This is a genomic window from Streptomyces sp. Je 1-369 (genome assembly GCF_026810505.1).
GTDB lineage: Bacteria > Actinomycetota > Actinomycetes > Streptomycetales > Streptomycetaceae > Streptomyces.
This window is the reverse complement of record NZ_CP101750.1, coordinates 6,890,579-6,905,151: the sequence shown is the minus strand read 5'-3', so window position 1 is coordinate 6,905,151 and position 14,573 is coordinate 6,890,579. Positions and strand designations below refer to the sequence as shown.

At 74.4% G+C, this 14,573-nt stretch carries 7 protein-coding genes; all 7 read left to right on the top strand.

Annotated features, from left to right (window positions below; translation table 11 throughout):
• Window positions 1-179: 179 nt before the first annotated feature.
• Genes NOO62_RS31065 through NOO62_RS31035 form a run of 7 tightly spaced genes read left to right on the top strand, consistent with a single transcriptional unit; the run spans window position 180 to window position 14,550 of the window.
• Complete coding sequence (locus tag NOO62_RS31065; protein WP_268774106.1) at window positions 180-704, top strand: hypothetical protein; 525 nt, start codon at window positions 180-182, stop codon at window positions 702-704.
• 34 nt (window positions 705-738) lie between these two features.
• Window positions 739-3,399 carry a tetratricopeptide repeat protein gene (locus NOO62_RS31060; RefSeq protein ID WP_268774105.1) on the top strand — a complete coding sequence of 887 codons (2,661 nt, stop codon included), beginning with the start codon at window positions 739-741 and terminating at the stop codon, window positions 3,397-3,399.
• Complete coding sequence (locus NOO62_RS31055) at window positions 3,372-9,368, top strand: CHAT domain-containing protein (RefSeq protein WP_268774104.1); 5,997 nt, start codon at window positions 3,372-3,374, stop codon at window positions 9,366-9,368. Before NOO62_RS31060 ends, NOO62_RS31055 begins: the two co-directional genes overlap by 28 nt.
• Complete coding sequence (locus tag NOO62_RS31050; RefSeq protein ID WP_268774103.1) at window positions 9,365-9,757, top strand: hypothetical protein; 393 nt, start codon at window positions 9,365-9,367, stop codon at window positions 9,755-9,757. The genes NOO62_RS31055 and NOO62_RS31050 overlap by 4 nt, the downstream gene beginning before the upstream one ends.
• A complete protein-coding gene (locus tag NOO62_RS31045) occupies window positions 9,750-10,181 on the top strand; it encodes a nucleotide exchange factor GrpE (RefSeq protein ID WP_268774102.1) in 432 nt (143 codons plus the stop codon). The genes NOO62_RS31050 and NOO62_RS31045 overlap by 8 nt, the downstream gene beginning before the upstream one ends.
• The gene (locus NOO62_RS31040; RefSeq protein ID WP_268774101.1) at window positions 10,178-12,316 is read left to right on the top strand and encodes an Hsp70 family protein; all 2,139 of its coding nucleotides are present in this window, start codon (window positions 10,178-10,180) and stop codon (window positions 12,314-12,316) included. Before NOO62_RS31045 ends, NOO62_RS31040 begins: the two co-directional genes overlap by 4 nt.
• Window positions 12,316-14,550, top strand: a complete 2,235-nt coding sequence (locus NOO62_RS31035; protein WP_268774100.1) for an Hsp70 family protein — start codon at window positions 12,316-12,318, stop codon at window positions 14,548-14,550. Before NOO62_RS31040 ends, NOO62_RS31035 begins: the two co-directional genes overlap by 1 nt.
• Window positions 14,551-14,573 lie beyond the last annotated feature (23 nt).

Sequence of the window (14,573 nt, the reverse complement as noted above, 5' to 3'; positions counted from 1 at the left end):
TCGCACCATCGCGTGAACCGGGGCCACTTCGCCTTCGAAAGTGGAAAGGACATGCGAAGGGCGGGCCCGGCCGCTCGCACCGTGCCACAGGTTCCGTGCCTGCGAATCACGGGTTTCCCCGCGTGCGCACCGTTCACGCCTCTAGGCTGCCGACGACGCCGTCGGAAGGAAGCACGTCCATGACCGATGCGCCGCTGCGAGCGGAGCTGCTCCTGGACCGCGAGGTCCCCGACGAACTCCGCCGCGAGCTGGTCGCCGCCTTCGAAGGACTCGGCGCGCCACCGGTCCGTGTCCGGCACACCGTCGACCACCGCGGCGCCGTCGACGTCCCCTGGATCGTCCTCGCCTCGCTGCCCCTCCAGGCGTTCCTCACCGGCCTCGGGGCGGAGGCGGTCAAGGACGCGTACGACGCGTTCAGGGGTGTCGTACGGAGGACTGCGCGCCCCGCGTCGCCTCGTGACTCCGCCCTGCCGGGGCAACGGGACGCACGGCTCTCCCGGGAGGCCCGTGAGGAGGGTGCCGCGCGGCCGATCGTGCTGCAGGACGCGACCACCGGCCTCGACATCGTGCTGGAGCCGGACCTCCCCGCCGAGGCGTACGAGCAGCTCACCGCGCTCGACCTCACGGAGTTCTCGGTGGGACCGCTGCACTACGACCGCGACCGGGCCCGCTGGCGTTCGGTCCTCGACGAGGCCACCGGCTGACCCGGCCGCCACGGACCGGAATCGGGGGCCGACTGTGACGACGCACACCACGAAAGCGGACCTTTCCCAGGCATCCCAGGCTGCCCGGGCCGCCCGGGTCGCCCGCGCCGAACAGGCCTGCGCCGAGGGCGAATCGGCCCTGGAGCGGGGCGATACGGGCACGGCCGAGGCCTGCTTCAGGCAGGCGCTGCGGCTCGCGGGAGTGGTGGACGGCGGGGCGGGGGGTGATGCGGGCGGCCTGGACATCGGGGGCGATGGGGGTGGCCTCGATGTCGGGGGCGCGGGGGTCTCGGACGCTGGGGGCGACGCGGGTGGCCCGGACGCCGGGAACGTGGGATTCTGTGACGCCTCAGCCCACACGGCTGGCCTCGATGCCGGGGGCATGCGGGTCCTGGACGCCGCGGCCCCCACGGGTAGCCCGGACGCCGGGAGCACGCGGGTCCTGGACGCCGTGGCCCCCACGGGTAGCCCGGACGCCGGGAGCACGGGGGCCTCGGACACCTCAGCCCACACGGCTGGCCCCGACGCCGGGGGCACGGGGGCCCTGGACGCCGCGGCCCTCACGGGTGGCCTGGGCACCGGGGGCCAGGCGGCCGATGTCCTTCCCGAAGGCGTCGCGCGCCTCGCTGCGCGGGCGTGGACCGGGGCAGGGCGAGCGCGGCTCGCCCGGGGGGAAAGCGAGGGCGCCGAGGTCGAGTTCGAGCGGGCGCACGCGTTGCGCCCCTCGGCGGCGGGACCGTTGCACTGGCTGGGCTGCGCGGCCGCGCACCGCGGCGACTTCGCGGCGGCGGAGCGCCACCTCACCGCCTCCCTCGCCTGCGCGGTCCCGCACGGCCGCAGCCTCGTCCAGCGCGCCTACGTGCACGCCCGCGCGGGCCACGCGGACGCCGCTCTCGACGACCTGCGGGCCGCAGCGCTCGCCGGGTCCCTCGACGACGAGGCCCGCTGGCTGTTCGCCGTACTCTCGGGCCGTACCGCACGCGAAGTGGCGCTGCGGCTCCGCAGGGCGGCCCTCGCCGCGCTCGCTCCCCTCGCCCCGCACGGAGGCTTCGCGGCGCGGGGCGACGAAGGGTGGCGGCGGGCCGGGGAGCTGCTCGCCGCCGCGCGGTGGCTCGGGCCAGGGCCCTGGCCTTCCTCCCCGCTGTACGCCGTCGCCCTGATGCGCGGTGGGCGCCGGGCGGCCGCCGTCGCTCTGTTGGACGACGCCGTCCGGGACGACCCGGCCGACCACCGGGTCACCCACACTCTCGCGATCTGCCTCCTCAACTCGCCGACCGATCACCGTGGTTCACGGTGGGAGCGGTGCATCGCCGCATGGGCCGCGCTGCTGCACGACGCCGGGTTCTGGGCGCACGTCCTGAGCTCCGCTTCCCGGCGGTACGGCGTCACCGTCGAGCCCTCCCTCGTGCCCGTGCTCCGCGCCGGGCTGCGCGAGGTGCTCGAACGGCGCATGCCCGACGACGCGGGCACCCGTGTCGCGCCCGGACCGCTGCTCCAGCGTGAGGCCGACGCGGCGAAGCTGCTCGCGGCCGTCGGCGGCTTTCCGTCGTCGGGGGGTGGCGGGGCGGCGCTGTTCTGCGGGCCGCTGCGCATCGCGGACCTCGGCAGGTCGGCGGAGTTCGGCGCGTTCGCGGCCGCGTGGGAGCGGTCGTTCGCCGACGCGCGGGAGCAGTCCAACGCCGACGCACGGGATCGGTCCTTCGCCGACACGCGGGAGCAGTCGTTCGCCGACGCGCGGGACCAGTCCAACGCCGACGCACGGGATCGGACCCTCGCCGACACGCGGGAGCAGTCGTTCACCGGCGCGCGGGCCCAGTCCAATGGCGGCGTGCAGGCCCTGTCCTCCGCGTACGCCTCCCTCACCTACGCCTTCTCCGAGCTCGGCTTCGCACAGCTCCTCCTGGGGCAGGACAAAGCCGCCGACGCCCTCGCCGCCCTCTCCGAGCTGCGCTGTCCCGGCTGCCGGGCCCGCGGCGGGCCAGGAGCCGCGGCCGTGTGCGAACCGGCTTGCGGGCGCTTCGACGAGCTGAATCCCGGGTACGCCGGGGTGCCGGACAAGCACCTCCGCCTCTCCCTCGACGCGCGCGGACTCGCCCTGGAGGCGCGGCTCAGCATGGGCCGGTCCGAAATGACGTCCGCCCGGCCCGACTTCGGCGCGGCCGCCGCGTACTGGCGCCGGGCCCTGGTGCACAGCAGGGAGATCGACCGGTACCGCGAGACGCAGACCGCCATCGTCGACATGGCGCTCGGCGCGGCCCGCGCGGCGCACCGCGACGGGCGGCTGAGCCTCGCCGTGTCCACGCTCGACGCCACACGTTCGGTGATCGGCGCGAACGAACGTGGGCGGCTGGAGGGGCAGTTGGCGCGTGTGCTCGCCGATCGCGGGATCTCCGTCGCCAATGACGAGGAGGCGCTGCTCGACCGGCCCGCCGCCGACCTGCGCCGCTCCGTGGCGTTCAACCCGCATCTGCTGCGGGCGCAGGTCAGCCTCGGCATCGTGCTGCGCGGGCTCGCCGCGGCCCGCTGGAGCTCCGGCAGTCTGTCGGGCGCGCGGGACACGCTGCACGAAGCCGTCGATCAACTCACCGCCGCTCTCATGCACTTCCCGGACGACCCGGACCTCGAGGAACAGCGGGAAGCCGCGGTCGCCGACCTCAACCACGTCATGTGGCAGCCCGACGAGAGCGAGCAGTGACGCCCGTGCTCGGCTACGAGGAACTGCGCATCCGGGTCCGCCGCGTCGGCGGCCCCCGCTACCTGGTGACCGCGGGCGGGCCCGCGTGCGCGGCCGAGGTGATGGCGGTCGACGGGGAGCCCGAGGCTTTCCGGGAGCAGTGGGACCGGCTGATCGCGGCGGAGCTCGGGTACGCGCCGATGGGCGAGCAGCACACCGTCGCGCAGCTGCGCGCGCTCGGGCGCGGCGTGTTCCGGTTGCTGTTCGGGGACCCGGCGCCGGTGGAGGAGGGCGAGCGCGCGGACGTGTCCGGTGAGGACGCGGTGGGCGGTCGCGTGGGGGCGTGCGTCGACACCGCGCTCGACCGTGCCCAGGGGATGCGTCCCGCGCGCGGGCTGCGGCTCCGCTTCGACCTGCCGCCCGAGCTGCGCGACCTCCCCCTGGAGTCGCTCTGCGCGCCGCCCGGCAGCCCGCAGCAGTCGCTCGCCCTCAACCACGGGTATTCGCTGGTGCGTTCGCTCGCGGGCGGGCCCTTGGGGCAACGGCTGCCCGAACCGGCGGACGAGCCGAGCGTGATCCGGCTCCTGGTGGTGTGCGCGTCTCCTCGCGGACTGCAGCCGCTGCGGACCGCCGCGGAGGTCGCCGCGATCCGCAACGACCTGCCCGAAGTGGCCGTCCATACCGCGGTGGTGGAGCACGCGACGCGCGCGAGCGTGGAGTACGCGCTGGGCGTCCACTCCGAACTGCCCATGGCCGTCCTGGTGATCGCGCACGGAGCGTACGACCGGGAGATCGGCAAGGGTGTGGTGGCCCTGGAGACGGAGAACGGGGACATCGACCGCGTCCCGGCGGACCTGCTCGCCGCGATCCTCCTGAAGGCGCAGCGGCTCAGATTCGTGGCTCTCAACCTCTGCGCCGGTGCGGACAGTTCGCACCTCGAACCCTTCTCCGGGATCGCGCAGGCGCTGATCGGCGGGGGTGTGCCCGCCGTGGTGGCGATGCGGGGGCGGGTGAGCGATGTGTCGGCGGGCGCGTTCGGGCCCGAGCTCCTGAAGGGCATCGCGGCGAACAGGACCGTCGACGAGGCGGTGGCCGCCGCGCGGCTGCGGATCTCGCACCAGCCGGAGCACACGGCGGTGGAGTGGGCGACCCCCGCGCTGTTCCTGCACGAGGGGTGCCGTCAGGGCTGGCTGTTCAAGGCGCGTGAGGTGCGGGACGACGAGTTCGGGGCGGGCGGGGAGGCCGTCGCGGATCCGCTGCGCGAGGGCGAGGACGCGCTGCGGACCTTCCAGAGCTTCGTCGGGCATGTCGGCTCCGCGGCGCTCATCGGCGCGGCGCGTTTCCAGCGCGACCTGGGAAACTGGGCGCAGGTGCAGCGCATTCTGCGTACGCCGACGCAGAGTTACGCCGATGAGCGGCGCCGGATGCGGGCGGAGGCGGCGTTCGAACTGGCCTGGCCCGGGCTGGAGAAGCTGTGCGCGTTGCTCGCCGGTGAGCGGGACGCGGCGGGCGCGGAAGCGCAGCTCGACGTGGTGCGCGAGCTGCTGCCCGGCCCGTTGCCCGGCGCTCTGGTGGCGGAGGTCGCCGGGCTGCGCGGGCTCGTCTCGCTCGTCGACGAGGCGCGCGCGGCGGAGGCGGGGGCGGACTGGGCCACGGCCATCGACCGGTACGAGGAAGTGCTCGCCGTGCGGCCCGGCGGGCTGCGGGACGTCACGGAACGGCTCGCGGCGGCGCGGGACGAGCTGCATGTGGCCCGCGTCTGCGAGGCGGCGGAGCGGGCCCGGGAAGCGGGCGACTGGACCGCGGCGGCCGACGGCTACGCAGCGGTCCTCGCGCTCCGCCCCGGCCACGGCACGGCCCTTGCCCGGTCCTCGTACGTGGCCGGCAGGGCCGCCGAGGCACGGGAGGACTGGCCGGCGGCCGAGGCGGCGTACGCGGTGTGCGCGGACCTCGACGACGCGGCGGGGCGGGCGGCGTACGCGCGGGGGCGCGCGGCGGCGGAGGACGGGGCGTGGGCGGTGGCGCGGGACGCCTTCGCGCAGGCCGGGCCCGACTGCCGCGCCTGGCAGGTGTACTGCTCCGGCCGCGCCGCGGACGCGGCGGGCGACTGGGACACGGCGGCGGAGGCCTACGCGGCGGCGAACGGCTTCCTCGACAGTGCGGTACGCCTCCTGTTCGCGCGGGGCCGCGGCGCGGCGGACGCGGGCCGCACCGTCGAGGCCCTGACGGCACTGTCCGCGGCTGCCGCGCGGGGATGGGACACGGAACCGTGGCTGGGCGACCTGCGCCGTGAGGTGTACGAGGCGGCCTTGGCGGCCACGGCAGCAGGCGACTGGCCGACCGTACTCACCCATCTGTCCCCACTCCCACCCGACTTCCACGCCACGCACGCGCTCAGGCGCTACGCGGAGGGCCGCCTGGCGGCTGCGGCGGGCGAGTGGGCGTCGGCTGCGGAGGCGTTCGGGGAGTGTGAGGGGGGTGGGAGTGGGGGCGTGGGTGGGGGCTTGGCTGGGAGTGCTGGCGGCGTTCCCGCCGACTCCGGTGACCTCTGTGCGTACGCTCAGGGGCGGCTCTGCGAGGCACGCGGGCTGTGGGACGACGCGCTCGCGGTGTTCGTCGGGCTGCCCGCCGGGCTCGGGGACGTGAGTGAGCGGGTGCTGTACGCGCGGGGGCGCGCGGCCGACGTGCGGGGCGAGTGGGACGGCGTCATCGACGGGTTCGGGCGGCTGCCCGACGGCTACGCGGACGGGGAGGTCGGCGTCCGGCGCCTCTACGCGCGCGCACGCGTGGCCGCGGATTCGCGCGGCGACTGGGCGGCGGTCCTCAGCCTCCTCACCGGCGTACCGGACGCGGCGCGCGAGGGTGCGGTGGCCGCGCTCCGCCGCAAGGCCGAGGGCCGCCGCGCGGAGGAGAACGGCGACTGGGCCGCGGCCTGCGCGGTCTACGGCCGGGCGTTCCCCGACGGCACTCCGCCGCCCGAAAAGGCGACAGGGCCCGACCCCGACGCCGCTCCCCTCTACCACTACGCCCTCGCCCGCACCCACGAGCAGCACGAGCGGTGGCAGGAGGCCGCCGACGTCTATCGGCTGCTCGGGAGCGGGACCGACGCGTGGGCCGACGTCGATGTCCGGCTGCGTTATGTGCGGGCCCGGGTCGACGAGGGCGCGGCTGAGGGGGGCGAGGACTGGCGTCGCGTCGTCGAGGCGTACGAGGGGCTGGAGGACGTGCCGGGTCTTGACGACGTCGCCGTGCGTGGGCGGTACGCGCGCGTGCGGGCCGCCGAGGCCGAGGGGGACTGGGCGTGCGCGGCCGCCGAGGCCGACGCGCTCGGGGCGCACCGTGACGCGCCCGCCGTCGCCGCGTACGCCCGCGGCCGCCTCGCCGACGCGCACCAGGAGTGGCAACGCGCCGCCGACGCGTTCCGGCAGTGCGGGGGCCACCGGGACGCCGACGCGCATCTCGCATACGCGGAGGGCAGGTTGCTGGAGGCGTCGGGGAGGTGGAGCGCCGCTGTCGCCGCGTACGAGAGGGCGGGCAGCGCGCTGGACCGAGCCGACGTTCGACCCGCCACGCCACACGAGAAGTCGGGCGGCGCGCTCGACCCCGCCGACGTACCGCCCGCCACCCCGCACACAAAGGCACCCGGCGCGCTCGACCCGGCCGACAACCATCCCGCCACCCCGCACGAGAAGGCGGGCGGGCCACTGGACCGGGCCGACGTGCAGCCCGCCACGCCACACGAGAAGGCCTGCGGCGCGCTCGACCCCGCCGACGTACAGCCCACCACCCCGCACGAAAAACCCGGCGGTGTGCTGGACCGGGCCGATGTGCGGTGTCGTCGGCTGCGGCGGCTCATCGGGCTGCTTCCCTGGGCGGACGGGCTGACCGGTGCTCCGTTGGTCGCCGATCCCTTCGCCGTGCGCGACCAGGCGTTTCCGTACCTCGCTCTGCGCGACGCCGGTGTCGATCCCGGCGCCTCCATGGACGTCGTCAAGAACGCCTCGTACGCCCTCCTCGAACGCGGCACCATGTCCTGGCACGAGCGTGTCGCCCTGGAGCGGCTGCGGTTGCCGGGGCGGCGGCTCCAGTTGGACGCGCTGCTCTACCGCTGGTACTCCCCCGACGCCCTGCGCGACGCCCTCTCCGCGCTCTCGCCGGACGAGGGCCCGGGGCTTCTGGACGCCCTGTGCGCGCGTTCCCCGCAGGACGCCCCGCTGCTGCTGCTCCTCGCGCGGGACCGGGAAGCCGCCGCCGCTGAGTGGGAACGGCGCCTGAAGGAGGCGCCCGGCGACATGGCGGTGGTGCACGGGCTGGCCGTGGCGCGGCTGTGGCAGGCGCAGGAGCTGGAGCAGAGCGGGGCGTGGGAACACGCGGTGCACGCCTGGGAGTCGGCGCTCGCGTACTGGGCGACGCTGCTCAGCGACGACGAGTACTGGGACGGCTGGCGGGCCGAGCGCGCGACCGCCTATGAACGCGACCTGACGCACGACGACATGGCGTCGCTGCGGTGGGAGCTCAGCCAGCATCTGTTCGCGCAGCTGTCGGCCTACGAACAGCGGCACACCGAGCAGGATCGGCCTCAACAGGCCGCTGCCTATCAGGCCTTGGCCGCCCTGCTCGAATCCGAGCTCGGTGGCGCGCGCGTCCTGAAGGACGTGGGCGGGTTGCCCTCCGTGCCCGGCTCAGGCGCCACGCTGGCGTGCGGGCCGCGGTATCTGCGGCTGCTGTGCCTGCAAGAGCCGCTCGCCGAGCTCGCCGCCACGCTCGACGCCGCCGCCCAGCAGGGCAAGGACCCAGGCGAGTACCCCGTACGGGAACTGCGCTGGGCCTTCTCGGAGTTGGCACGGAGCTTCACCCTCTCGGAAGTGCGGAAGTTCGAGGCGGCCTTGCGCGCGCTCCCGGTCCTTCCCACCCTGACCACGCTGCCGGACGACTGCACCGGGCCCGCCGAGCAGGCCGCGCACACCCGGGAGTGCGGCCACTGCCAGGACTTCCTGCGCCGCAACCCCGCCTACGTACGCCTCCCCAGGCGGCACGCCCGGCTCCTCCAGGACGGCGCCGAGCTCGCCGTGCACGTCCGTCTCGCGCTCGCCAGGACGGCTTTGACGCGCGGCGACGGCGGACTCGACGAGGCGCTGGCCCACTGGGGCGAGCTGGTGAAGGTGTCCCGGAACGCCGGGATGCAGGCCCGCTCCAAGAAGGCCGTCATCCGTACCGTCCTCGGCCGCGTCGAGGCGCTGACCGATGAGGAGGGCGTACAGCTCGGCGGCTGCCTCGACGAGGCCGTCACGCTCGTCGAGTCCGTGATCGCCGCGCTGCACCCGCTCGACCGCGAGCTGCTCAGTCAACTGAACGCGAAGCTTTCGGCGTTGCTGTCCATGCGCGGCGTGTGGCGCGGCTACACCCGCACCAAGCACGGCATGCGCTCCGACATGCACGGCGCCGAGACCGATCTGCGCCGGGCCCTGGCCCTCAACCCGGAGTCGAGCCACGCCCGCGACAACCTCGCCCGCGCCTTCGTGTTCACGCTCGACGAGCGGACGTACGACGTGCCCGCGCGCCTGAAGCTGCTCCACGACGCGCTCGGCCTGCTGGACGTGGGCCTGGGCCAGGCGCTGACGCACCGGTACCGCGAGACGCTCGCCGAGGCGCTCGACGAGATGGAGAAGCTGCTCACCCGGCACCTCGGCGTCGAGGGCATGGGCGCCCTGATCCGCAGCGACGGCCGGGAGCCCCCGCCCGACGAGGGCGATCTCGCTTCCTGGGCAGCCGAGTTGACGCTCCGGGCGGAACGCGCGCTGCGCGACGGCGACATCCTGTGGGCGCTGCACCACCTGATCCGCGCCACCCGCGCGGAACCCACCGACAGCCGCATCAGACAGGCCCTGCTCGGTGCGGTGAACCACTGGCTCGCCGAACTCACCCCCGGAGCCGAGCCCCGCGAGAACGAACTCGACGAAGAGAACCGAGCAGGAGGCAGCGTCGCGTGATCAAGGACTCTTCCGCGAACGGGGCAGACCCCTCCCACCCTTCCCCCTACGAGCCCTCCAAGCCCTCCGAGCCCTCCGAGCCCTACGAGTTGCTCGCCCCGGCCGGCGTCACCCCCTGGACGTCCCACAAGGACATGCAGGACGTGTCCTTCGAACTCCTCGCCCGGCACCTGATGACGCCGGTCACCCAGCAGGCGTGGGACGAGCTGCGCAGCGTACGCCGCAGGCTCCTCGTCGATCTGCTGCTCTACGACGTCGACCTCGCCGCCGAACTCCCCGTGGCCGTCGAGGACATCGACCGCGCGCTCGCCGCCGAGCCGGACCCGCCCCGGGGGAACCCGACGGCCCACCCGGAGGACCTCGTCGACCTGATCCGGTTCGATGTCTGACGCGGCCGCCCGGCTCGCCTACGAGCACGCCCGCGACCTGGCCGCCCGCGACTCCGTCCACCGCGCGCTCACCGAGCGGCTGCTGCTGCGCTGCGCCGACGCCCTCGACTCCTTCGACCGGCTCCTCGCCGACGGTGCGGCGAGCGACGTGGACACGTACCGCGGGAGCCTGGCGCTGATCGCCGGGCAGCTGGAGAGGGACCTCGCCGAGGAGGGGCTCGAACGGGTGGGGCGCGTCGGCGAGCGCGCCGAACCGGCCACGCACCACGTGGAGGCCGTCCGCGCCGCGCCGCCCGGAGCGGACGGCGACGAGGTCCTTGAGATCGTGCAGCGCGGGTATCGATACCGGGGGCAAGTGCTGCGCGCCGCCCGGGTGGTCGTCGCCGTCGACGGCGGCACTGAGCAAGGGACGGTACGGGAATGAAGGCGATCGGCATCGACCTCGGCACCACGAACAGCGCGGTGGCCGCCCACGATCCGCATCGCGCGGACATCGCCGTGCTCACCAACAGCAAGGGCGAGCGGCTCACGCCGTCCGTCGTCGGGGTCGTGCGCCGCGACGGCACGGACCAGCCGCTGGTCGGTGAGGACGCGCTGAACTGGGCGATCAGGCAGCCCAAGGAGACCATCGTCTCCGTGAAGCGCCTGATGGGGCGCGACTTCGCCGACGGGTCGGTGGTGCGGGCGCGCAAACGGATGAGCTACGAGATCGTGGCGGGGCCCGACGAGGACCCGCGCGCGCACGTGCTGCTCGGCGGGCGGGCCCGCACCCCGGCGGAGATCTCGAGCGTCATCCTGGACAAGCTGGTCAGGGACGCCTCGCGCGTCCTCGGCGAGCCCGTGACGCACGCCGTGATCACCGTGCCCGCGTACTTCCGCGACGCCCAGCGGGCCGCCACGCGTGAGGCCGCCGAGCAGGCGGGACTCGTCGTCAAGAAGATCGTCGACGAGCCGACGGCGGCCGCGGTCGCCTTCGGTCTGCACAAGCCGGGCGGCGCCCGCAGCCGGGTGCTCGTCTACGACCTGGGCGGCGGCACCTTCGACATCTCGATCCTCAACGCGGTCAAGGACCAGGAGGGCAGGAGCCAGTTCCAGGTCCTGCGGTCGGCGGGCGACATCTGGCTGGGCGGGGACGACTTCGACCTGGCGATCGTGGAGCGGATCATCACGTGGATGCGCGAGCAGCACCACGTGGACCCGGCGGACGACAAGGCGTTCCTGTTCCAGGCTAGGAAGGCCGCCGAGCGCGCCAAGCGGGAGCTGAACGACCTGCCGGAGACGTACATCGTGATCCCGGCCGCGTACAGCAGCGAGAACGGCGTCCTCGACGTCGAGATGAAGCTGACGCGCGGCGAGTTCCAGGGGATGATCGCGCCGCTGGTCGCCCGGACCATGAACCTCGTCCAGGAGTCCCTGGGCCGCTACGAACTCTCCACCGACGACATCTCCGACGTCCTGCTGGTGGGCGGCGGCACCCTCACCCGTCCCGTGTACGAGGCCGTCGAGGCGTTCTTCGGCGCCGACAAGGTCCGCAGGAACATCAACCCCATGGAGTGCGTCGCGTTCGGTGCGGGCGTGCTCGCCGAGACGCTGCGCGGCGTGGAGTGCTCGGACCCGGAGTGCGCGAAGGTCAACGAGTACGGGGCGGACGCCTGTGCGCAGTGCGGCCGCGGCCTCGCCGACGGGCGCTCCAAGGGCGACACGGGGCTGTACGAGTCGACGCCGATGGCGATGGGCATCGCGGCGATCAAGGGCAGCCAGCGCGACGTGTTCGTCGAGATCATCGAGGCGGGCTCGCCCTACCCGCTCTCCGAGCCGCGTCAGCGCACCTTCCACGCCACCGACAGCCGCCGCATCCGCGTGCCGGTCTACGAGGGCGACAGCAAGGTGGCGAGCGAGAACCACGAGCAGGGCGTCGTCGAGTTCGAGCTGCCGCAGGAGATCGAGATCAACCGCCAGGTGGACGTCTCCTTCAACTACTCGGCGGACCGCATCATCACCGTGAAGATCTCCGTGCGCGGCACGGACATGGTCCTGGAGGCGACCCCGAACCGGGAGAAGCCGCGCACGCCGCCCCCCGAGCCCGTCGAGGTCCTCGACAGCGCGGCGCTGCGCGAACAGCTGGGGTACGCGGAGCGGGAGGCCGACCACTTCCTGAAGCGGTACGGGCCCTACATCGAGCCCGTGCAGGCGATGAAGGTGCGCCGCGACATCGAGCAGGCGCAGCGGGCGGCCGCGATGGGCGACAGCGGCGAGTACAAGCGGCTCACCGAACTGCTGCTCGACGACATGTACCGGCAGTGCGGCCTCGCCAGCCAGTTCCGGCAGGCCGAGCTGGCCTCGGAGGGCGCGCCGCCGGAGACCGTCCGGCGGATCAACGAAGCGGTCGAGTACGTGAAGCAGGCGCACCGGCAGGGCAACAGCGTCGGCACCGCCCAGCAGGCGCGCAACCTCGTGAACCTGGTGGCGGTCGCCCAGTCCGAGCGGGCCGTGCCGACGCTCCCCGACCGCCCCGACTACGAGGGCATCCTCCGCTTCGCCGAAGAGACGGCGGGCTGATGACACAGGCACGGCCCGTACGGGAGGCTCCTGCTCCCGTCAGCCTCGGCATCGACTTCGGCGCCACGGGCATCCGCGCGCTCTACGCGCCGCCGGACGGGCCGGGGCGTCGCCTCGACGCGGAGTGGGGCGACGGGCCGTGGCTGCTGTGCGAGCAGGCCGACACGGGCGAACTCCCGGTGACGTTCCCGAGCCTCAAGAGCAGGCTCGGCAGCGGACGTCCGGTGCACGTCGGCGGCAAACCGGTCGACGCGGACCGCGTCGTCGTACAACTGCTGCGGTCCGTACGCGAACGCGTGGAGGCGGCGGCGCGGGGCCGGGTGGCGCAGACGGTGATCAGCGTGCCCGCGCGCTTCGGGTCGGCCCAGCGGGCGGCGCTGCGCGACGCGGCACGCGAGGCGGGGCTCGACCCGACACGGCTCGTCAGCGACTCCATGGCCGCGGTCATCGGCCACATGACGGAGCGGGACAGCGGCACGTGCCTGATCTACGGCATGGGGTACGAAGGGTTCGAGATCGGCCTGGTCCGCAGCGTCCGCGGGCACTTCCGGTCGCTCGGCTACGAGGGCGGGGCGACGTCGGGAGGGCGTGCGTTCGACGCGGAGGCGCTGTCGTCGGCGGTCCGGCTGCTGCGCAGACACCGTGGCGCGGGATCGGTCCACGGGGTCGACGCGGCCGTGTGGCAGGGGCTTCGCGCGCGGGGGCAGGAGGCGCGGGAGGCGCTCGGGGTGCCGGACGGCCCCGAGGCGGCGGTGCTCGATCTGGAGCTGGGGGCCGGGCCCGCGCTGTGGGTGCGGTTCGCGCGGCCCGACCTTGACGCGTATCTGGAGCGGCACGTGGGGCGCACGCTCGACCGGGCGCGGGCGCTGCTCGACCAGTCGGGCATGACGCCGACGGACGTCGACACGCTGCTTCTCGTGGGCGGCAACACCCGTATGGAGCAGGTGCGTTCGCGGGTCTCCGCGCTCATCGGCGGGGAGACCGTGCAGGCGCCGCCCGAGCTGCTCGCGCTCGGCGCGCTGAAGCACGCGGTGCGGCTTGCGGGCGGGGCGGCGTCCTCGGGCCCCGCCGCCTTGGAGGAGGGCCCGCTGGAACCGGCCGCCGCGACCCACGACACCCTCTCCGACGCGCCTCCGCTCACGGCGACGCTGGTGGGGGCGGAGGGGCAGGGGGCCGGGGCGCGGGACGTGGAAGGGGCGCGGCGGCTCGTGCGGGAGGGCCGGGAGGAAGAGGCGGCCGCGGTGCTGCGCGGGATCATCGCGGAGGCACGGGAGCTGCTCGACGGGTTGACGCGGCGGGGGACGCCGGAACGGCCTGTGCCTTCGGGGCCGGTCGCGGGTCCGGGGCGGGGGCCGGGGCGGGGGCCGGGGCCGGTCGCGGGTTCGGGTCCGGGTCCGGGTTCGTTTCCGGCTCCGGGTTCGGCTCCGGGTCCGGGTTCGTTTCCGGCTCCGGGTTCGGGTTCGGGTTCGTTTCCGGGTCCGGGTCCGGGTTCGGGTTCGGGTTCGTTTCCGGGTTCGGGTCCGGGTTCGGCTCCGGGTTCGGGTTCGGGTTCGGGTTCGGGTCCGACTCCGGCTTCGGGTCCGGGCCCGGGCCCGGGTTCGGGTTCGGGTCCGACTCCGGCTTCGGGTCCGGCTTCGGGTCCGGGTCCGGGTCCGGCTTCGGCTTCGGCTTCGGGGCAGCGGTTGTCGTCGTCCGCGCCCGGACCCTCGACCGGCCACGCGCCTCCCCCCGCGACGAGCCCGGCCCGCGCCCCCGCCCCCGTGTTCGACTACACGTCGCAGCGCCAGATCGCCCGCGCCCGGGCCCTGCTCTCGCTCGGCCGGTACGACCACGCCGTGCAGGCCTCACACATCGCCTGGCAGGACGCGGCGACCCGGCCGGCCGGCGCCGACATGCTGGACGCGATGATCGACGTGCACTGCGCGGCCGCGATGGCGGACATGGCGCCCGAGCACTTCGCGGACGCGGAGCAGTGGCTCAACTGTGCGTACAACCACGATCCGACGAACGTCCGCGTACGCGGACTGCTCGCCGAGCGCACGTTCCGGCACGCCGTCGAGCTGGACCGGCGCGGGGAACGGGATGAGGCGATTGAGGCCCTCGGGAAGTGCCTCACGTGGGACCCTGAACACGCCGAGGCGGATGCGCTGTTACGGCGATTGAACCGTGGCGGGAGGAACCGGCGCGGCAGGGGCGACGTCCTCGGACAGAGGTCACTCGAACCGCCCCCGTGAAGCATCCCGCAAGTCAGGGAGGG

What these genes read in the sequence shown, in the direction of transcription:
- NOO62_RS31035 (WP_268774100.1), top strand. Translation starts at nt 12,316, where the DNA reads ATGACACAGGCACGGCCCGTACGGGAGGCTCCTGCTCCCGTCAGCCTC.
- NOO62_RS31045 (WP_268774102.1), top strand. Translation starts at nt 9,750, where the DNA reads ATGTCTGACGCGGCCGCCCGGCTCGCCTACGAGCACGCCCGCGACCTG.
- NOO62_RS31065 (WP_268774106.1), top strand. Translation starts at nt 180, where the DNA reads ATGACCGATGCGCCGCTGCGAGCGGAGCTGCTCCTGGACCGCGAGGTC.
- NOO62_RS31040 (WP_268774101.1), top strand. Translation starts at nt 10,178, where the DNA reads ATGAAGGCGATCGGCATCGACCTCGGCACCACGAACAGCGCGGTGGCC.